The 17,273-nt window shown below is 65.8% G+C and carries 25 protein-coding genes; 8 read left to right on the top strand and 17 right to left on the bottom strand.

Features of this window, described 5'->3' with window-relative positions:
• Positions 1–278: 278 nt before the first annotated feature.
• Together IFT77_RS15230 and IFT77_RS15235 are read left to right on the top strand one after the other, a co-directional pair.
• The gene (locus tag IFT77_RS15230; RefSeq protein WP_244638872.1) at positions 279–530 is read left to right on the top strand and encodes a DUF2188 domain-containing protein; all 252 of its coding nucleotides are present in this window, start codon (positions 279–281) and stop codon (positions 528–530) included.
• A 154-nt stretch (positions 531–684) separates the two neighbouring features.
• Positions 685–1,269: a GntR family transcriptional regulator gene (locus IFT77_RS15235; RefSeq protein WP_192170492.1), complete on the top strand. Its 585-nt coding sequence runs from the start codon at positions 685–687 to the stop codon at positions 1,267–1,269.
• A 22-nt stretch (positions 1,270–1,291) separates the two neighbouring features.
• On the opposite strand, the gene IFT77_RS15240 is transcribed toward IFT77_RS15235, so the two are convergent.
• The 7 genes from IFT77_RS15240 to IFT77_RS15270 all read right to left on the bottom strand — a co-directional run bounded on the left by IFT77_RS15240 (position 1,292) and on the right by IFT77_RS15270 (position 4,025).
• Positions 1,292–2,146, bottom strand: coding sequence for a Fic family protein (locus tag IFT77_RS15240; RefSeq protein WP_192170493.1), 855 nt, complete (start codon positions 2,144–2,146; stop codon positions 1,292–1,294).
• A 34-nt stretch (positions 2,147–2,180) separates the two neighbouring features.
• The gene (locus tag IFT77_RS15245; RefSeq protein WP_192170494.1) at positions 2,181–2,384 is read right to left on the bottom strand and encodes a hypothetical protein; all 204 of its coding nucleotides are present in this window, start codon (positions 2,382–2,384) and stop codon (positions 2,181–2,183) included.
• A gap of 97 nt (positions 2,385–2,481) precedes the next feature.
• Positions 2,482–2,877 (bottom strand): XRE family transcriptional regulator, encoded by a 396-nt coding sequence (locus tag IFT77_RS15250; RefSeq protein WP_192170495.1) that lies wholly within the window; start codon positions 2,875–2,877, stop codon positions 2,482–2,484.
• The gene (locus IFT77_RS15255; protein WP_192170496.1) at positions 2,874–3,140 is read right to left on the bottom strand and encodes a hypothetical protein; all 267 of its coding nucleotides are present in this window, start codon (positions 3,138–3,140) and stop codon (positions 2,874–2,876) included. Before IFT77_RS15255 ends, IFT77_RS15250 begins: the two co-directional genes overlap by 4 nt.
• 57 nt (positions 3,141–3,197) lie before the next feature.
• Complete coding sequence (locus IFT77_RS15260) at positions 3,198–3,500, bottom strand: hypothetical protein (RefSeq protein ID WP_192170497.1); 303 nt, start codon at positions 3,498–3,500, stop codon at positions 3,198–3,200.
• A gap of 2 nt (positions 3,501–3,502) precedes the next feature.
• Positions 3,503–3,760 (bottom strand): glutaredoxin-like protein NrdH, encoded by a 258-nt coding sequence (gene nrdH, locus IFT77_RS15265; protein ID WP_192043189.1) that lies wholly within the window; start codon positions 3,758–3,760, stop codon positions 3,503–3,505.
• 76 nt (positions 3,761–3,836) lie between these two features.
• The gene (locus tag IFT77_RS15270) at positions 3,837–4,025 is read right to left on the bottom strand and encodes a hypothetical protein (RefSeq protein WP_192170541.1); all 189 of its coding nucleotides are present in this window, start codon (positions 4,023–4,025) and stop codon (positions 3,837–3,839) included.
• A 366-nt stretch (positions 4,026–4,391) separates the two neighbouring features.
• Between IFT77_RS15270 and IFT77_RS15275 the strand changes: the two genes are divergently transcribed.
• Entirely contained in the window at positions 4,392–4,592 is a 201-nt protein-coding gene (locus tag IFT77_RS15275; RefSeq protein ID WP_192170498.1) for a hypothetical protein, read from the top strand.
• Positions 4,593–4,655: 63 nt separating this feature from the next.
• Here the strand turns inward: IFT77_RS15275 and IFT77_RS15280 are convergent, their stop codons facing one another.
• The 5 genes from IFT77_RS15280 to IFT77_RS15300 form a co-directional block, all read right to left on the bottom strand.
• Positions 4,656–5,084, bottom strand: coding sequence for a hypothetical protein (locus IFT77_RS15280; RefSeq protein WP_192170499.1), 429 nt, complete (start codon positions 5,082–5,084; stop codon positions 4,656–4,658).
• An 89-nt stretch (positions 5,085–5,173) separates the two neighbouring features.
• Entirely contained in the window at positions 5,174–6,094 is a 921-nt protein-coding gene (locus IFT77_RS15285; RefSeq protein WP_192170500.1) for an ArdC-like ssDNA-binding domain-containing protein, read from the bottom strand.
• 79 nt (positions 6,095–6,173) lie between these two features.
• Positions 6,174–6,383 carry a hypothetical protein gene (locus IFT77_RS15290; protein WP_192170501.1) on the bottom strand — a complete coding sequence of 70 codons (210 nt, stop codon included), beginning with the start codon at positions 6,381–6,383 and terminating at the stop codon, positions 6,174–6,176.
• 688 nt (positions 6,384–7,071) lie between these two features.
• A complete protein-coding gene (locus IFT77_RS15295) occupies positions 7,072–7,224 on the bottom strand; it encodes a hypothetical protein (protein WP_192121894.1) in 153 nt (50 codons plus the stop codon).
• Between the two features lie 19 nt (positions 7,225–7,243).
• The gene (locus tag IFT77_RS15300; RefSeq protein ID WP_192170502.1) at positions 7,244–7,579 is read right to left on the bottom strand and encodes a hypothetical protein; all 336 of its coding nucleotides are present in this window, start codon (positions 7,577–7,579) and stop codon (positions 7,244–7,246) included.
• 1,024 nt (positions 7,580–8,603) lie between these two features.
• On the opposite strand from IFT77_RS15300, the gene IFT77_RS15305 reads away from it, so the two are divergent.
• The gene (locus IFT77_RS15305) at positions 8,604–9,137 is read left to right on the top strand and encodes a TlpA disulfide reductase family protein (RefSeq protein WP_244638873.1); all 534 of its coding nucleotides are present in this window, start codon (positions 8,604–8,606) and stop codon (positions 9,135–9,137) included.
• Positions 9,137–9,628: a DUF3515 family protein gene (locus IFT77_RS15310; protein ID WP_192170537.1), complete on the top strand. Its 492-nt coding sequence runs from the start codon at positions 9,137–9,139 to the stop codon at positions 9,626–9,628. Before IFT77_RS15305 ends, IFT77_RS15310 begins: the two co-directional genes overlap by 1 nt.
• Before the next feature lie 1,850 nt (positions 9,629–11,478).
• Here IFT77_RS15310 and IFT77_RS15315 read toward each other — a convergent pair.
• Entirely contained in the window at positions 11,479–11,973 is a 495-nt protein-coding gene (locus tag IFT77_RS15315) for a MarR family winged helix-turn-helix transcriptional regulator (protein WP_192170503.1), read from the bottom strand.
• Between the two features lie 91 nt (positions 11,974–12,064).
• Here IFT77_RS15315 and IFT77_RS15320 point away from each other — a divergent pair, with 91 nt between their 5' ends.
• Positions 12,065–12,994, top strand: coding sequence for an NADP-dependent oxidoreductase (locus tag IFT77_RS15320; RefSeq protein ID WP_192170504.1), 930 nt, complete (start codon positions 12,065–12,067; stop codon positions 12,992–12,994).
• Between the two features lie 375 nt (positions 12,995–13,369).
• On the opposite strand, the gene sigK is transcribed toward IFT77_RS15320, so the two are convergent.
• Positions 13,370–13,945 (bottom strand): ECF RNA polymerase sigma factor SigK, encoded by a 576-nt coding sequence (sigK, locus tag IFT77_RS15325; protein ID WP_371741083.1) that lies wholly within the window; start codon positions 13,943–13,945, stop codon positions 13,370–13,372.
• A 368-nt stretch (positions 13,946–14,313) separates the two neighbouring features.
• Here sigK and IFT77_RS15330 point away from each other — a divergent pair, with 368 nt between their 5' ends.
• Both IFT77_RS15330 and IFT77_RS15335 read left to right on the top strand, forming a co-directional pair.
• Entirely contained in the window at positions 14,314–14,601 is a 288-nt protein-coding gene (locus IFT77_RS15330; protein WP_192170505.1) for a hypothetical protein, read from the top strand.
• Positions 14,602–15,111: 510 nt separating this feature from the next.
• The gene (locus IFT77_RS15335; RefSeq protein ID WP_192170506.1) at positions 15,112–15,288 is read left to right on the top strand and encodes a hypothetical protein; all 177 of its coding nucleotides are present in this window, start codon (positions 15,112–15,114) and stop codon (positions 15,286–15,288) included.
• A 40-nt stretch (positions 15,289–15,328) separates the two neighbouring features.
• Here IFT77_RS15335 and IFT77_RS15340 read toward each other — a convergent pair whose 3' ends face one another.
• From IFT77_RS15340 to IFT77_RS15350, 3 genes are read right to left on the bottom strand one after another with little or no spacing between them, the layout of a single operon-like run.
• Positions 15,329–15,832 carry a hypothetical protein gene (locus IFT77_RS15340; RefSeq protein WP_192170507.1) on the bottom strand — a complete coding sequence of 168 codons (504 nt, stop codon included), beginning with the start codon at positions 15,830–15,832 and terminating at the stop codon, positions 15,329–15,331.
• Between the two features lie 39 nt (positions 15,833–15,871).
• Positions 15,872–16,666 carry a hypothetical protein gene (locus IFT77_RS15345; protein ID WP_192170508.1) on the bottom strand — a complete coding sequence of 265 codons (795 nt, stop codon included), beginning with the start codon at positions 16,664–16,666 and terminating at the stop codon, positions 15,872–15,874.
• Positions 16,663–17,241: a sigma-70 family RNA polymerase sigma factor gene (locus IFT77_RS15350; RefSeq protein WP_197980919.1), complete on the bottom strand. Its 579-nt coding sequence runs from the start codon at positions 17,239–17,241 to the stop codon at positions 16,663–16,665. The genes IFT77_RS15345 and IFT77_RS15350 overlap by 4 nt, the downstream gene beginning before the upstream one ends.
• Positions 17,242–17,273 lie beyond the last annotated feature (32 nt).

Here is a 17,273-nt window from a genome sequence, read left to right on the forward strand (position 1 = left end):
TTGCACGCTTCGAAAGGCCCGGCAATTGTCGGGTCTTTCGGCATTTTTACGAGCAAGGCACTGCCTCGCCGACCTGGCTGATAATATCTATTATGTCAGACTACGTCCTACCGGGTCGCGATGGGACGCGCCCTAAGTGGCCTCCCTGGGGGAACAGCTCAGAAGTCTCACCTGGCACTTAAGACCTGTTCACGGAACTGTCATCCAGCATCGGGCGGACTGCATTGTGGATGTCGGACGTGCATGGAATGGTTCGTTTCAGACCCGAACGTTCTTGTTTGGGTCCCGAGCAGGAAGGCAACATCATGGCTAAGGGCGATGTCGACACCTATCACGAGGGCGACAGCTGGAAGAACAAGATCGAGGGCAACTCTCGGGCATCGGGCGTATTCGACACCAAGGCGGAGGCCGTGGCTGCCGGCAGGGACCGTGCCCGCGCCGACGGTGTTGAGCACGTAGTCAAGAAGCTCGACGGCACCATCGGGGGCAAGAACTCCTATGGGGAGGACAAATTCCCGCCGCGCGGCTGATCTGACGCTCGCAGAAGCCCCCTAGCAACCCAAATGCCAGGGGGCTTCTGTTGCTTGATGACGAGCACGGCGTCGCCAGGTGACAGTATTCGCGCGGAACAACCAGGAGAATCCGCCCCGGTATACCAGACGCGCAATGTGGCAAGATCAAAACATGCCAATTCCCACCTCTTCCCCGGACGCCGCCCCGCGTCGGCTTCTTCGCGACGTCGTATTCGAGAAGATGCTTGCGGCCATCGTCGATGGGGCCCTCGAGCCTGGTGAGCGTCTGAACGATGACGAGCTCGTGAAGTGGCTCGGCGTATCGCGAACCCCGGTTCGGGAGGCGATCGCGCAGCTGCACACCTATGGCCTGGTGGAGATCGAAGCCAACCGGTTCACGAAGGTCGCCGCTCGGGACGACGTCGTCTATGCCGAGGCAGCGCAGTTCCTGGCCGGCCTGCACACCCTGGCGCGCGAATGGGGAACAAGCAACCTCGACGCGTCAACGCGAAAGACCATTTTGGGGTCCCTCTCTACCGCCCGGAAGCAGCTTGCAGCTCACGACCTAGAAGGACCCGGCGCCCTCCTCGACGTGCAGGGCGAATTGGCGAAGGCGTCCGGAAATGCCTTGTTCGTTGGCACGGAAGAGCCGTTGCGTATCCGGGTGAATTTCTTGCGCCCTCGTGAAGCTGACGCTTACGACTGGGAAGCGCTGGTTGCTGTGGCCGATGAGCTAGCGGAAGCTATCAAGAGCTAGCAGCCCACCTCGTCCACCGCTCTTACCTCTCGAGGCCGCGGTTGTCACGTGAGCGGCTACGCTGGCGAGACTCGGCTCGGCGCCTCTCTGCCCGCCGATCCCGTTCCTCGCTCGTGCTAGATGCTTGAGCACGCCCGAGATCCGCGTCGGGGGCACGAAGCTTCTTGGGGCCGGCGTCGGCAGCGCGGGGCTTATCCCCGTCGGTTCGAGCAGCACGCGAGGCTGCGTGGTTGCGGTCGGCGGAGAGAGCCTGCGGCTGGACCTGGACCGCAGATGCTGCACGGTCGGTGTCGACGAGGTGGTTGCGGAGGTAGGCCGCGAGGGGCCGGTCATTTCCGGCCACGGCTTGCAGCCGGTGGATGCGGAGGGTGTCGACGTCGATGCTTTGCCAGTCGATGGGGTGGGCTGCTCGTTCGGCAAGGGCCGTGATGTAGGCGCTCTGGGAGCGGGTGTTGCCGTCGCGGTAGGGGTGGATGGCGGAGAGTTCGCCCCAGCGGTCTGCGAGGCGCTCGGTGAAGGTGTCCGCGTCGAGGCCGGTGAGATAGTCCTCGCGCTCGAGCTTGTGGAACAGGGTGGAGAGGTTGGCCTCGATGTAGTCGGGGCGGCAGTACGGGATTCCGGTTCCGGTGGCTTGGACGTCGACGTCGCGGATGCGTCCGGCGATTCCGGGGACGAGGCGGTGGAACATGCGCTCGTGGATGGCCTGGAGGTAGTCGGCGTCGAGGCGGTCGGGAATCGGTTCGGCGCGGAGGGCTGCCATTGCCACTGAGGCGTAGCCGTTCATGGCCTCGTCCAGGCCCGCCTGGTCCCTGATGTTGCGGGAGTTGATGAGTACTCCCCCGCTGCCGGCGTAGGTGTACTTGTCGTCCTCGCTCACAGAACGGGCGCCGGGGTCGGCGAAGGACTCACGGTTAGTGAGCCGTCGGTCCGTACTTGGCGTCGAGCTCGGCGTAGGCATCGGCCTCGCTGAGGGTGCCCTCGAGGACGCGGCGGGCGCGGCCGAGTGCGTCGGCGTCGGGGAAGTGGCCGGCGAGCTGCTGGCCCTTTTCGATCATCGCCATTTCCTGGTCGACGTCGAGGTGTCGGGTGGTGCTGTGAACGATCTTGGTGACCATGAGGACTCCCCTGTTCTGTCATTGATTCTACCAACTACGACCCATTCAGGCGATGTTCCAGCCGCGGCCGGGGCGCCTGCTCGAGCCTGGTCGCCGGCTACGGGGCGGCCGGGTCGGCTGCGAGCTGTTGGATGCGCCCTGGTGTGACGCCGAAGGCGGCCGCGACGGCGTCGAGTTTGTAGCCGTCCGTTCGGGAGAGGCGCACGGCTTCTCGGCGCAGCTGGGCGGCACGCTGCTGCACGGCGCGCGCCTCGTCCTCGAGCTGTCGCGCCTCCTCCCAGAGACGCTCCGCTTCCTCGGAGACGTGCACGGTCACGTGCACGTCGACGTCCTCCCGGGGGACGTTCAAGTGCAGGGCGGCGACCTCGGCCGCGGCTGGGGCGATGTCGCGGACAGCGCGCGCCTGGCCCACGACGTCGAGCTCGGGGACACTGACTAGCCACCAACGGCCGTCATGCCTGGCGGTGGCGGCCAGCTGGCGTGGTGCGGTCACGGGCGGTCCGTGCTGGCTGCGGCCAGCTGCTGGTCGCGCTGCTTCTCGATGTCCCGCACGAAGTCATGGGCGATCTGGGCGAGGCGTTCCTGCTCCTCGGCCCACTCTGCGTCGGGAGCGTAGCTCTCACCCTCCTGGTCGGCACGCGCGGTAGCCGCTCGCGCCGCTTCCCGCAGTGAGCCCACGAGGACGGCGTGGACGTCGTCATTGGTGAGGTCGAGTGTCACAGTCACGGGGCGCACTTCGGGGGTGCCGTCAGTCATGGTGTCTCCTCTTCGCTGGTTGCTTGGGGTGGGTAGCGGTCTGGGGTTAAGGGGGTTTCACACGGGGCTGGCGGTCGGGTGGTGGTGGCGGCCCTTCCAGCACGAGCAGTGGCGGTGGTCGAAGGCGATCCGGTAGAGCCGATCGGCTTCGTTGTTGAGGCGGTCGACTGCCTGGGCGAGGCGTTCGATCTCGTTGGTCCGCATCAGGTACGCCGTCGTGAACCCGGCCTCGTAGATGCGTTTCTCGGCTCGGGTCAGCTCCCACGGCTCGACCTCGTTGGCAGGGTCGTCGTACTGGGGCGGCGCGTCAGCGTCGGTGGGAGGAGGCGCCTCCTCCTCGGCCCATCCATCCAGGTCCACGGCTAGGCCTCGACCGCTTCGCTCTCAGTCGCTCCCCCGGCGGCGACTCGGGCGATGTTGTCGGGCCGGAAACCTGTCCAGTGGTCATGCTCGGAGACGACGATCACGGGCGCTGCGAGGTAGCCCAGCTCCTTGACGAATTCGAGGGCATTGGCGCTCTCGGTGACGTCGACCACCTGATAGTCGAGCCCCTTGGCGTCGAGCGCCAGGTAGGTCATGCGGCACTGCTGGCAGTCCGGCTTGCTGTAGACGGTAATCACGCTTCCAACCCCCTCGGTTGACTTCCGTACCAAAAGTATATCCCCCCTAGTGCTGTTAGTACAAGGGGGGATAGTGTTACTTCGCTTCGACTTCCGGTCGGCGGTGGAGGTCGTCGATATCGTCGTCTCCCCACGAGTGCCCCTCGATCCAAGCAGCGGCCGCACCCTCGGCCCCGGCTGCTCGGAGCATCCCGGCTAGGGCCTCGACCTCGCCACAGGTGAACCGTGGGCCGACATCTCCGGCGAGCATCTGGTCGTCGAACACGTCGAGAAACTGCACGACCTCGGGCGCTGGTGTCGATGGTTTGGGTCATGACTTCTTCCCTCTCTTCCCCACGTTTTTTGGCCGTGGAGGCGATGGAATCGCCGGTAGGACGAGCGAGTGCAGTGCAACTGGTCGTGGAATACCGGACTGAGCGAAGCGAGGGAGGATATGCCGCGAAAGCCGGTTGCGCGGAGCCCGATCGTCCGTACGCTGCCCCGGGCTCCACGACCAAAGAAACGGCCCCGGAACGGGGCCCAGCAGTGCCGGCGTCTACGCCGGCTCCTCTAGCGGAGCTTGCTCCGTTGGGGTGCGCGAGGGGCCGGCCACTCGCGGGCAGCCGTGGCCGCGACCTGCCACGCTGAGCTGATGATAGGCACCGTTGCCCTCGTCGCCCTCTCTTTCTTTGTCTGGTCAATCGTGGTGATCGTGAGGGCTCACAAGGCACGGACGGCCGGTGAGACTCCCGATCCGAAGAAGGTCCGCGACGCTAAGGCTCTCGCGGTCGGGTCGGTCGTGATTTTCGGTGTAGCGATCGGAGCTGGCGTGCTCTTGTTCCCTCTGCTCTAGTTCGGGGTGCGCGAGGGGCTGGCCCCTCGCCCGGCCGCCGGCGGGCAGCCGGGCACCGCTGGGTCAGGCCAGGCGGGTCGAGCTGGTGACGGCCACGCGCACGTGGTCGTGGTCGCACTCCCAGAAGCTCGACAGCACGTCGGCTGCGATGTGGTCGGCGGCGACGCCGATCGAGGCCGACTCGGGGAATGTCACGGTCACGGTGATGGTGTGCACGGCCTCGGGAGAGGCCGGGCCGTAACCGGCCCCTCCGTGCTCGTACGCCCATGCGATCGCGACGGCGTCGGCGGGTCCGTCTCCGAGCTGGCCGAACACGGCGCGGTGCTCGTCGTCGGTGTGAGCTCGGCGGCGGGTGCAGCTCCACGGGGTGCCGAGCACGTCGACCGTCTCGGCCTCGCACTCGTACCCGGCGGGGTCAAGGTCCGCGGCTGGTGCTGCGGGGTCGAGCTGCTGCGGGTCGAGGTCCTGGGGGCGGCTGTAGGTGATGAGCACGGCGGTTCTCCTGCGGGGTCTAGGGGCTCTGGTGGCGGCTGGGCCGCCGGGGTGAGGGGCCGCGGCGGAAGCCGCGACCCCTACCGGTGTCAGGCGGCGTCGGCCTCGTCGGTGTCCTCGTCCTCGTCCTCGGGGTCGAGAATCGCGGCGATCTGGTGCGCGGTGGCGAGCACTCGGGCGGCGGTCGAGCGGATCAACTCGACGTCGGCGTCGACCCACCCGGCGACATAGCCGACGCTGTAGGCGCTGGTATCGAACCCGACAAGCCCGGCGACGACGTAAGCGACGCTCTCGGCCTCTGTTTCCATGAGGCCGCGGTGCTCGGCGTACTCCGCCAGGTCGTCGACGTGACCCATGAGCACGTGCGCCGTCTCGTGGATCATCGTTTTTGCTGCGTGCTCAGGGCTGAGGTGGTTCCCGATCACGACGCGCTGGCCTTCGGGGTCGCTGTAGCCGTTGCGGCCGCCGGTGAGGTCCTGGCGCTCCACGGTCCAGCCTTCGCCGTCGAGGTAGGCGCTGAGGGCGTCCACGATCCCGTGGTCATCGGCACCCGTGAGCTGCCGGGCGATCGTTCGGTCCGTCTCCCCCTCGATCACGTCGGTTTGGGCGATGTCGAACACCGAGAGGATGGGGAACCTAGCGATGCGCTTCTCCACCTCGTCACCGTTCTCGTCCTCCTCGGTCACCTTCTTGGTGCTGTAGCCAAAGATCCGCACGGCCTTCTCGCCCTTCCGGACCTGGCGGCCGAGGCCCTGCCACTTGCGGAACCCCGCGACGCGCTCGGCGTCGGGGCGCTGGTTGAGGATCAACAACACGTTGTTGAGGCTGTACGAGTGGAACGCGGCCGCGAAGTCGAGAAATGCGGTCCAGCGGTCCGAATCGCGGAGCGCCTCGACCTGAGTCGCGATCGACTCGTGGAGGGCGGCGGCCTGGGCCTTCTTCTCCTCCATGCTCTTGCGGGGCGCGGCGGTCTTAGCGGGGCGGCGGGTCTTGGTAGCGGTGGTGGTCATGGTTCCTGCTCCTGGGTCGATCGGTGATGATGGGTGGAGCGGGAGGGACCTAGTTCGAATAGGTCCCTCCCGTCCCGTGTCACTCACTGTCGGTGCGGGTGAGGGTGTCGACGAACGTCATGACCTCGGGGCCGGTGATGATCGCCGTGTGGGCGAGTTCCCACCTGTTCCGCGCGAACGTCGAAAGGTCCGAATCGCGCTCGCCCAACTTGCGGAGCTGGCGCTGCAACTCGCCCTCCCCGACCACCGGAACGAACGTGGTCACGGTGGTGATCTGCTGCTTCTGCATTTGCTTCCTCTCCCTCTCGTTTTTTTGCCGTGAAGGCGGTTTTCCGCCTTAGCGACCGGAGGGCGCAGTGCAACCCGGAGGGCGGCAGGGGAGAGAATTTCGGCGCGAAATCAGGGAGCCCCGCGACCGCGTGCCGAAATCTCGGAGGAGCCGGTGGCGTAGCCACTTGAACGGAGACCCGGAGGTGGCTACGAGGGAGCGCAGCGACCGAGCCGCCGAAGGCTTCACGGCAAAAAGACGTGCCCGAAGGGCACTGAGCGCCGCGCAGCGGCTCCTACTTGGGCTAGACCGCACCAGGCCGCGAGACTGGCCACAGGGGGGGGCAAGTTGTCTCACTGAACAGAGAGGGTGCCCGTGCCTAAGCAACTACTCAGGTGGGTGTCGATCGCGGCAGTTGCCGCCGGGATGTTCTCGCTTATCTACAGCGGAGCCGGGGGAACTGCATGCGCCGTGGTTGGCGGTCTGATCCTCGTTGCCGGCATTGTCGGCGTCTGGATCACCCGGAAGCGGTATCCCTGACTCGAGCGCAAGTGGCGGGCACGAAGAAGCCCCCGCCCGGCTGGGGGGAGCCGGAATGCGGGGGCTGCTGCTGCCTGGCGGGTTAGGGACCGCCCGGCAGCTCTCGGCCAGCTCGGGGGGAAGCTGACCGGAACGGGGCTACGCGCGGCCGCTGACGGCTCTCTCGGGCTCAGTAGGGAGCGACCGAGGTCACGATGCGATCCTCGGGCAGCGTGGCGCGCACCTGGTCGATCGCGTCGGCCGGCGTCGGGGCGTTCACCTCGACGGCCACGGCGTCGGCGCTCGTGTCGCCCTTGGGGCGGTGCCTGACGAACCAGCTCATGACCGGGCGCTACCCGCGGTCACGACGGCCATTCGTCCGGCTCGGGGTGCAGCCGGCCCGTGAGAGCTGACAGCTCGACCTCGTGCTGCATCATCCACGCGACAGCGCTGTTCAGGCTGCCCTCTCGGCGCAGCCAGGGCCGGCCACCGGCATCGTCTCGGCCATGGGCGTAGCAGTGGTAGACGATGCCCCCCAGCTCGGCGCGCGAGAGGACGTAGCCAAAGGGCGCAGAGCGGACCCGGCGGACTTGCCAGACACCGAACTGTCCCGGTGCCGGCGGCACCGCGAACGGGTGCGTCGGGATCGGCCGGCGCAGGATGCTGGCTGCTGTCTCACCTGATCCCCGAACGCCCATGCCGGCAGACCGTACGAGCAACCACCGACACGACTGGCCGCCTCCTCGGAGAGGAGACGGCCAACGTGGACGGGTCGAGCTAGTGCCCGAAGTGCTCCCAGAGGGTCGTGATCGCGTAAGCGAGCATCGGGACAACGGTTGCCAGAAGCAGTCGGACCTGGCGCAGGAATGCGCTCAGGTCCTTCAGGGTTGCAGCCGGGGTCGCCGTGTGCTGGCGTGACCCCTTCGGCTGGGCGGCGGAGGAGCTGAGGTTCAAAACGGGGCCCTGCTTTCGAGTTGGTGTTGCTGTGGTGAGGTCGGGCGAGCTGTCTTTGCGGGACGACCCGACCTCGGGCATGAAACGTGCCGGATGAATTACTCCGGCCTGACGAGCCTACATCTTGTGGCCCGCACCGACGCCTGCAACTAGATGCGGTGTTACAGGCCTGTAGTTCCACCCCAGAGTTATCCACAGGCCGGCCCTCATGTTCTGCACAGATACGCGGCGGTTCTCCCCCGAACAAGGCGGTTCTGCACATGTTCGTCCCCACCTCCGACATCACCGTCTGGTCGTCCCCACTTAGGGGCCACGGCGTGTCGCGGCGTGTCATCCCAATTCCGACACGCCGATGAGGTCAAAAAAAGTTCTAGGAGCGGTTGCTCCCAGCGTCGGCGCCGGAAATGCAATAGGGACGGGCTGGGACGAGGAACGCGGGGGCCCGTAGAGGCCTGCCGGGACCCGTACATGCCCGTAGAGCGGTACGCATTTCGGGGGCCAAGGCCTACAGTTGATCTAGCCCCAGTTGGTGAGTATCGGTGAGTTTTTTGCGGGACGACCGATGCTGCATGAAGCGTACAAAGCCCCTAGTTTCTAGGGGCTTTGTCGCGTTTAACCCGCCCCAGGCGCGCCCTTCATGACCTGCTGCCTCACGAGCGCCTCCCCCGCAAGACGATGCCTGCGTGCAGGTTGCGCGAGTTATTCTCATGCGTGCGAACACGTCGGCTCTTAGACCTCCCGGCCCTCCTGCTCGTCACCAGTGCAGCCATGACGGGATGCACCTCGTCTGAAGGACTCGAGCAGCAGTGGGGCGACGGCAAGGGCTACATCTCGGCCGAACAGCTCGTGACCGAATTCGCACCCGAGGACCGGGACGAACCGGTCGAGTTTGACTCGGAACTAAGTGACGGCACCAAGATCATGGCGGCTGACTACCAGGGCAAAGTCGCCGTCATCAACTTCTGGTACGCCACGTGTGTCCCGTGCCGGATGGAAGCAACAGACCTTCAAGCAGTCAGTGAGGAAGTGGTCGATGACGCCACATTCCTCGGCGTCAACGTCAGGGACCAGCCTGACACCGCCGACGCATTCACCCGAGAATTTGACGTCACCTACCCGACCGCCATTGACGTGAACACCGGCAGCGTCCAGCTCGCGTTCGCCGGCAAGACGGCCCCCAATGCGACCCCCGCGACGTTTGTTCTCGACCCCGAGGGGCGGGTCAGTGCTCGCGTACTCGGGCCGGTCGATCCGTCCATCCTGAGAGCACTTGTCAAGACAGCGGCAGCGACGCCTGAGTGATGTTGCAGAACCGAGCAAGACCGCTCGCAGCTGTGGCATCGGCGGTTGTCGCCGGAGTGTCGCTGGCAGGGTGCGCAGCAGCAGTCCCCATGACCCCTGCCGCCGATGCCAACACAGTGGAGTGCGCGCAGGTCACCGTGCATCTCCCCGAGTCCATCGGTGAGACCGAAACGCGACGCGAGACAGATGCCCAAGCCACGGGCGCCTGGGGGGAACCTACGTCCGTCCTGCTTCGCTGCGGTGCCACAGAACCAGGTCCCACGGATCTGCCTTGCTACACGATTCAGGGGGTCGATTGGATTGTCGATTCACCGAAAGACGACCCCGAGAGCGCCATCTTGACCACCTATGGCCGCTCCCCCGCGGTGGAGGTCATCTTCAACACAACGAAACTGACAGGAGCGAGCGTCATGGGAGACCTCGCTGATGCTGTCGGATATCTCCCACCAACTGGACGAGCTTGCACGAGCGCCGAAGATTTGCCCTCCTGACCGGGCGTAGCGGTCAGCGAGCGCCCGATCGGGCACGGGTCACCCGCAGAGGGGGCTCGTTTCTGATGCTGCACACACCTCTGGGGCCGGCAGCACGCGCTGAAGCACCTGATTCTGGGGATCGTCGTGCCGTAGGCAGGGCCTAACCTGCTGGGCAAGAGGAGTCGTCATGAGCGTTGCTTTGGAGCGTCCGAGGCGTGCACACCGGTCGGACGGACGTGTCTTGGTCTCTACGGGAGCCCTGGTCGGCGCCGGAAGCGCGCTGATATTGCCCATCCTCTGGGTGGTCGTATGGGGCGCCGTTAGCGGACTGGACGGCGGCGGAATCGCCGAATGGATCTTGATTTCCCTTGTCTATGCAGTTCCTGCTGCCGTGGCCTTCGCCCTCCTCGGGGCTGTCGCCGGACTCATCAGTGCGTCGCTGTGGCGACAGCGTCCCCGTTGGGGAAGGTCGAGAAGCCACGCGCTAGCCGCAGCGGCCGCAGCGGCCGCAGCGGCAATTGTCGGGATCTCAGCAGGCATGGCTGTCGGCATCCTCACCGAGGCAGTCTTTTCCGGAGTGGTCATCGGTCTGATGGCCGCATTAGGCGCCGGCGTCACGGCCGGCTTGACCTTGCGTCGGTTGGCGCGAGGAGAGACACCGCCAGCTTGCTAGCCGGTCGTCTGACGGATCATCTCCCGAACACTGACGTGCAGCCAGGACGTCCATGTCGGCTGTCCATAGCGGATCATGCGGGTTCCTCGAGCTTTTGAGAGGCGCACCGAGTCCGCCTGCCCTGAGAGCGAGTCAGGATGATTGCGGCCATCCCGCAACCGACGCATCCGGCAACCGCAGGAAGAATGCTGGGCAACAGCAGCTCGGGCACGATGAGGATTCGAGTCAACAACCACGCGGCGAGCCCAGCGGCAAAAGACTCAGCGCAGACCCGGACTCGTCCCTGCCGCTTGTACGGACTCACTAAGCGCATGACGACCAGCCCCGTGCACGCGGCAACACCAGCGATGAAGCAACCCACGAGAGCACCGAGCACGACGCCCACAAGAGAAAAGGATGCACTCTCACCGGCCAGGTCGTCATTCACCATTGCAACCCCCAAGAAGGCCAGGCCCCCCAGCACCGCACCGGACAATAAGGCCTCCCTGAGGGCGCGATCAGCGCCAGCAGTTCGCGAACTTCCAGCTCGCCCCCCAACCACGCCCATGTCGCAACTTTACGAATGAACCAACGGTCGCGTGCAGGCACGTTGTCGAGAAGAGGCGGACATGGCCGACGCCAACCCGATCGACCCTTCGTACGGTTGACGCCACTTTCCGGGCTGCTAGCTTTCGACCGTGACGACCACCCCGGCATGGCCTGGCCAAGCGAACGAACGGCACGACAGCTCCTCCATTAGAGCGGCCAGCAGCCCTTTTGCCGTGGCGTCGAGCATCGTGGCATTCGTGACCCTCGTCGCCTACGTCGCTCTCTACGTCACGATGTGGGCCCCGGTCGCTCTCTGGGACAACGAAGGCTGGCTGTTCTTGTACCCGATCTTCCTCGCGGCCTGGGTTCCCGTCGGCGTCCTCTCTGGCGCGTCCCTAGGCCTCTCGATCGCCAGTTTGGTACGACACGAAGCACGACGATCTCTGGCAGTCGTGAGCCTAGGCATGGCGGCGCTATTGCTCACTACGTCCCTGCCTGCTCTCTGGTTCGGGCCTGGCCCGCTCTAAGCACGGGAAATCGACCCGCGGCGCACAGCATCAACAGTCCGAGCCCGAACACGTGCTCATTGGTGTCTCGTTAGACGATCCCCTATCGGGACGTGACGGCTGGGAAGCAAGGACGCCCGCATGCGCCTCTAGATCGGGGCTCAGCTTGACGTGCGCTTCCGCGCCGAACGGGGTGGTGCCGCTCGAAGATGTTCGCTTACGCGGCCGAGGATACGGGCGAGATGCTCGGCGTCGTCGTCCGTCACAGGAGCGAAGAGAAGACCGTGGACGGTCTCGATGTGGCCCGGGAACACGGCCGCGAGGACGTCGCGGCCGGCGCTCGTGAGGGCGACCACCGTGCTGCGCTCGTCGTCGGGCGACGGAGAGCGGACGACCAGGCCGCGCTGCTCGAGCAGCTGCGCCTGGTAAGTAAGGCCGCTCCGGCTGTGGACCACCCCGTCGGCCAGGTCCGTCATCCGCTGCCGCCCCTCCGGGTCGTCGCCGAGGCGCGCGAGGAGCTGGAACTGCACGTAGCTCAGCCCGCCCGCCTCTCGGAGCTGCTTCTCGACCGAGGGCCGGAGGAGGGCGCTGACCTCGGTGAAGGCGAAGTACGCAGCGAGCTGCGCCGGCGTGAGGGCAGGCGGGGAATCGGTCATGATCCGAGCCTAGCTGTTGCTTCTAGTTCGAAGCACTACTTTGGTTAGGTCAGTTGCTTCGAAGTCGAAGCACATGACGAAGGAGACAATCATGAAGGCAGTCCGTTTCGAACAGACCGGCGGACCCGAGGTCCTGGAGCACGTCGAGGTCGAGCAGCCCACTCCCGCGGCGGGTGAGGTGCTCATCCGGGTGGCAGCGTCCGCCTACAACGCCGCCGACGCGGGCATGCGGGGCGGCTTCCTCCCCATCCCGGTCGCACTCCCCCACGTGCCGGGCTACGACGTCTCCGGGACGGTCGAAGCGCTCGGCGACGGCGTCGAGAGCCTGAGCGTCGGTGACGAGGTCGTCAGCTTCCTGCCGATGGGACGCGACGGAGGCGCGGCGGAGTTCGTCATCGCCCCGGCCGACGCCCTCGTCACCGCCCCAACGAGCATCCCGCTCGCCGACGCCGCAGCCCTGCCGTCGGTGGCCCTGACCGCGTGGCAGGCCCTCGTCGACGACGGCCGTCTGCAGGCCGGGCAGCGCCTCCTCGTCGTCGGCGCGGGCGGCGTCGTCGGCAAGTACGCGATTCAGCTCGCGAAGCGCCTCGGCGCCCACGTCGTCGCGACGGCGAGCCCGCGCAGCGCGGACGCAGTCCGGGCCGCCGGTGCCGACCAGGTCATCGACCACACGGAGAGCGATGTCCTGGGAGCCCTCGACGGGCAGGTGGATGTGCTGCTCAACCTGGCGCCGCTCGACCCCGCGCAATTCGGGGCCGATGTCGCCGCGGTGCGCGACGGCGGCGTCGTCGTCAGCACGACCGCTTTCATCGCCACCCCAGGCGACGAGTCGCGCGGCGTCCGGGCGGCGACGGTGTTCGTGCGGCCCAACCGCGACCGCCTCGAGCAGCTCGTCGCGCTGGTCGACGCCGGCGACATTACGGTTGAGGTGACCAGGCGTGTCTCCTTGGCCGAGCTGCCCGCCCTGCACGCCGAGGCAGAAGCAGGCCGCATAGCCGGCAAGGTGATCGTGCTCCCCTGACAGCCACGAGGATGAGCATTGCTACGAATCACCGGGCACCACCGGCCCGGCAAGCGATCCCCTATCGGACGATTGGGGGGTGGGTTTTGACGAGTAATTCCATCGCTACTGTGCAGCTGCGCACTGGACAGGGAAGACCCCATCCATCCATGAGATACACCTGGCTTCAGAGGTATAGGCGTCCTAGAGCGACCACACGCCCCCGCATGGGCGGGGGCGTGTGCGGGCAATCGTTAGCGATACGGATCAGGAGCACGCCTTTGACGCCCCAACCGGGGAACCACCCTCGGCCCATTCAGGTTATGACGCCTAACTAAATTAGCCAAGGCTGCCCCTTACGAAACGCGTAGAGGGACACCAAACTGGCTCGGGGGATCATGCAGCGGTGACGTGTTTCCGGAGGGCGATGAGGGCGTCCCTGATGCGGGTCTTCATCGTCCCGATCGGGACGCCGGCACGGGCTGCTGCCTCGGACTGGGTGAACCCGCCGTAGTAGGTCAGTTCGAGCGCTTCCCGGTGCACACCGGTGAGGGCTTTCATGGCTCGGGCGACCCGGTGGTGCTCGATCAAGATCTCGGCCTTCTCGGCGACGTCGTCACTGCTGGGTTCATGGTCGCGAATACCGACGGCGGTGTCGCGGTCCCGGCTGGCCTGGGAAGACCGGACACGGTCGATCGCACGACGTCGGGCCCGCATCAGCAGCCACCCCAGCGCCGTCCCCTTCGCGGGGTCGAACTGGGGCGCTTCCTGCCAGGCGGCGAAGAACACCTCCTGGGTGACCTCCTCGGACTGCGCCGGATCGACCAGGATGCGCCGCACGAGCCCGAGGACCCGAGACACGGTGCCGTCGTAGAAAGCAGCAAAAGCCCGCTCGTTGCCCTCAGCGACGAGGGTGAGGAGCTCATCGACGGATCGCTCCGTGTCGGCTGGCAGCGCAGGTGCAAGAGACACGGGAAGCTATCCGATCGGAAGGGGTACAAGTGGGATGCTCCCCCGAGCATCCGGCCACTGTATGCGCCTGCATCCTGTTTGGCACCCCCAGTCCGGGACACCCGCGAGCGGCCCTCGTCATCTGACGGCTGCGTGATCTGGTGCACCCCCTGCGCCTCGGAATGACGTCCTACCGAGCCTTGGCCTGACCTAGAGCAGGTGTCGTGACCTTTTCGTCTCCGCTGTCTGTGGGTCCACGCGAGCGGTGCGGACGTCAACCCGCGTGATTGCCTCGTGGAACAGGTCAGGGCGAAGCCTGTCAAGGGGCCACCTACCGCCGTGCCGGGCGCCTAGCGTTGCGCATCTGGCCCCCGACACCAGAAGGACCCATGAACCGCCTACTGCTCACCATCGCCGGCGAGGACTTCACCCTCGCTCCCGACACCGACGACGCCCAAGTCATGACGAACATCGAGACAGCCGTCCGCACCGGCGGCGCGTTCGTCGACATCCGTCTCGCGGACAGCACACACACCGCCGTCCTGATCTCGCCCGGCCTTCCCGTCACGCTCACCCGAGCAGCGTCCGACGTCGCAGGCCTAGTCCCTGCTAGACACCTCGAACTCGACATCGGCGCCTACGACGACTCGGACTTCTCGGCCACGCACTGCCCCTGACCCCACCCGCCCCGACAGCGGCCGCGTCGTCGGGCTGCTGAGGGCCTTCCCCCTTCGGAAGGCCCTCAGCCCGGCCTCATCGGCTTCCCACCTCAAGTCGGCAACTGGTCGGACCGGTCCGAAGCCCGAACAGGCTCCGCCACGAGGGAACGAAAGGTACCGTTCCGCCCGGGCTGGGGCGGTGCCGGCAGGCAGCACCATTGCTACCTGTCGGAACCGTCCAAAAACCTAACGACACGAGACGCCTAGCCCAAGGGGCTTGACCTCACCCCCCCCAGCACCGGGTACCGTCCGCGCACTGAACCGCAGGCCCACCGGTTCGACACGCCAAATAGGCCGAGACCGCCAGGAAGTCCCTTTCCGGCGCACCATGGACACGTACGCTGGAGCGTGGCTTTCCAAGCGAGATGGACGACGAGGGGCACCTCCTACGTGGCACAGACCCACGACGGATTCCTCCTCTGGGGATCGGCACCCACCTCTGAACCCGCCCCTCTTCCCGTCGTGCGCGTGGAACCCTCGACGTTCCACGTCGTGTCGCACCGCCACGAGCACGGCGAACGCATCATCAACGCCACCGTGTCCGGCAAGGCCGTCACCGTCGTCATCCCCCTCGACGTCCTCGCCGTCCTCGAACGTGAATGGAACCACGTCAACACCACACGCACGACCGGCAGAAACCGCTGACGATCGCCCTGGGCCGCATCCTGGTCCGCTCGAGGATCGGCTATCGGGCATCACTCAGCCCCTCGTATCGTCGACCGTCGGGCAAGCAGTACGGGACAAATGCATAAGCAACCAGCGCGGCCACCGCGGTGGCTACGACACCGACAATCGTCTCAGTGAGGAGATGCAGGACAGCGCCGGTGGGTGCCACGTCCCGGGTCGTGCCACTCAGTCCGAGAAAGACGTCGACCCCGATGACGATGCAGTGCAGTCCTCCGATAGTCGCGAGAACAGCCACGACAGCAAACGGTTCTCGTTTTTCTGGCCGCCGTGCAAGACCGAGCACGCCGAAGAGCACAACAGCCAGAATCACCGCAAATGTGGTCTGCGGAAGCAAAGCCCAACCAGGATTGGCCCCAACCGCAAAAGCGTCCACGGGAGATTGACCGTCGAATGAGATCGACACGGTGGCGTACAGGACGAAGATCGAGAGCGCATGTGCCACAAGAACGGCTGCGGTGAGAAAGAGACGCTCCCGCCTACGAAACGCTGGCATTCTTGTCATCTCTACCCCTAGTACTTCGTGCTTTCGACAGCCGCTCCCCTACTCAGCAGGCGGTACTGGCGGTGTGGTTTCAACTGAGTCGAGTTCATTGGTGAGGCTTTGATCCACTGGTACCTCAGGCAGGGTCTCCATTGTGGGTGTTGCCACGCCGATGACTGTGACGCCGTCAGTTCGGTAGATGGTGATGGGTCCGGTCATTTCCAGGTCGTGGGCGTCGTCCCAGAGCGCCCATCCTTGCTCGCCGCTGTCCGTGGCGTACGGGATCAGGTCCGGGTGCCCGTTCCGGTTCTCAACGCCGTAGGTCTGACCTTGAGCGTTGACCTCCCACTTGGACGTGGCCGTCGAGGCGTATTGCAGCACCGCTCGCCAAGTCGTCTCTGGGGACGCGTTGACTTTGAAGTCAGATGAGCCCTCGGCTGGTAGCTGACCGTCGGTGAGGTGCATCGTGCCGGTCGGGCTCTGAGAGCAGTGGATCGCGCTGGCGGTGCTTCCGTCTCCGGTGGGAACTTCCACGGCACCGTCCTCGGATAGGCAGGTGATATCGATGATCACCGCGCCCGCGGTCGAGGGCGCTCTGCCGATGTCGACCACAGCGGGGCCGGTGTGCGTGATCGTCGTGGTGTCGCCGATAGCGGCGGTCACGGTGGATCCAGGTGCCCCGGCAACGAAGAGCGCTGCCGCGGTGGTGGCGGCCGCAATGGTGCTGACCGCGACAGTGGACATGGCAATGCGTGACCGGCGCTGTCGTCGTTGCAAGACGCTGTGTTTGGTTCCGATGGCGGCAAGCTCGGCTCGAATCGCGGCCGAGGTGTCGGGTTGCATGTCGATGTTCACGAGAGAACGCCTTCCTGTGCCGGACTTGTCGAGGGGTTGAGGTCATGCAGGTCGACGCGGAGCCGTTGCCGTATCCGGTGTAGCCGCACTCGAGCCGTAGACGGTTTTAGGCCGACGGATTGTGCGGCCTGCCAGACAGGTACGTCTTCCAGGCTCGTCAACACGAGCAGTGCTGCATCTCCTGAGGACAGGCCTCGCAGTGAGGCCCGAAGCCTGTCCGTCAGCTCGATGTCCTCCAGATCCTTCTGGGTCGCCTGTTCATCGTGCCGCGGCAATCGGCCCAGCAGCGCTCGATATCTCGCTGCTGCCCGGCGATTGTTCCGTCCAAGGTTCACTGTCGTGACGAGCAGCCACGGCAGAACTGAGTCGGCGACGAGCGACACGCTGCGTCGCTTCCGCCAAAGCTCGTAGAACACCGCTGCCGTGACGTCGTCAGCATCGTGATGCTCATTCACCAGAGTCAAAGCCCGCCGGTAGACACGAGCCCTGTGTCGATCAAACAGTTCAGCAAAAGCTGACCCGTCGTCGCTTTGGGCGCGCGTCCAGAGGGGGCCGTCGTCCTGATCGTTGTTCACACTCATGAGTGTCCGACCAGAACCACCGCGTT

This window comes from Frigoribacterium sp. CFBP 13729 (genome assembly GCF_014841875.1).
Taxonomy (GTDB): domain Bacteria; phylum Actinomycetota; class Actinomycetes; order Actinomycetales; family Microbacteriaceae; genus Frigoribacterium.

Coding starts and splice junctions, on each gene's coding strand:
- IFT77_RS15235 (WP_192170492.1), top strand. CDS start 685: ATGCCAATTCCCACCTCTTCCCCGGACGCCGCCCCGCGTCGGCTTCTT.
- IFT77_RS15245 (WP_192170494.1), bottom strand. CDS start 2,384: ATGGTCACCAAGATCGTTCACAGCACCACCCGACACCTCGACGTCGAC.
- IFT77_RS15255 (WP_192170496.1), bottom strand. CDS start 3,140: ATGACTGACGGCACCCCCGAAGTGCGCCCCGTGACTGTGACACTCGAC.
- IFT77_RS15275 (WP_192170498.1), top strand. CDS start 4,392: ATGATAGGCACCGTTGCCCTCGTCGCCCTCTCTTTCTTTGTCTGGTCA.
- IFT77_RS15285 (WP_192170500.1), bottom strand. CDS start 6,094: ATGACCACCACCGCTACCAAGACCCGCCGCCCCGCTAAGACCGCCGCG.
- IFT77_RS15290 (WP_192170501.1), bottom strand. CDS start 6,383: ATGCAGAAGCAGCAGATCACCACCGTGACCACGTTCGTTCCGGTGGTC.
- IFT77_RS15295 (WP_192121894.1), bottom strand. CDS start 7,224: ATGAGCTGGTTCGTCAGGCACCGCCCCAAGGGCGACACGAGCGCCGAC.
- IFT77_RS15300 (WP_192170502.1), bottom strand. CDS start 7,579: ATGGGCGTTCGGGGATCAGGTGAGACAGCAGCCAGCATCCTGCGCCGG.
- IFT77_RS15305 (WP_244638873.1), top strand. CDS start 8,604: ATGACGGGATGCACCTCGTCTGAAGGACTCGAGCAGCAGTGGGGCGAC.
- IFT77_RS15310 (WP_192170537.1), top strand. CDS start 9,137: ATGTTGCAGAACCGAGCAAGACCGCTCGCAGCTGTGGCATCGGCGGTT.
- IFT77_RS15315 (WP_192170503.1), bottom strand. CDS start 11,973: ATGACCGATTCCCCGCCTGCCCTCACGCCGGCGCAGCTCGCTGCGTAC.
- IFT77_RS15320 (WP_192170504.1), top strand. CDS start 12,065: ATGAAGGCAGTCCGTTTCGAACAGACCGGCGGACCCGAGGTCCTGGAG.
- IFT77_RS15330 (WP_192170505.1), top strand. CDS start 14,314: ATGAACCGCCTACTGCTCACCATCGCCGGCGAGGACTTCACCCTCGCT.
- IFT77_RS15340 (WP_192170507.1), bottom strand. CDS start 15,832: ATGACAAGAATGCCAGCGTTTCGTAGGCGGGAGCGTCTCTTTCTCACC.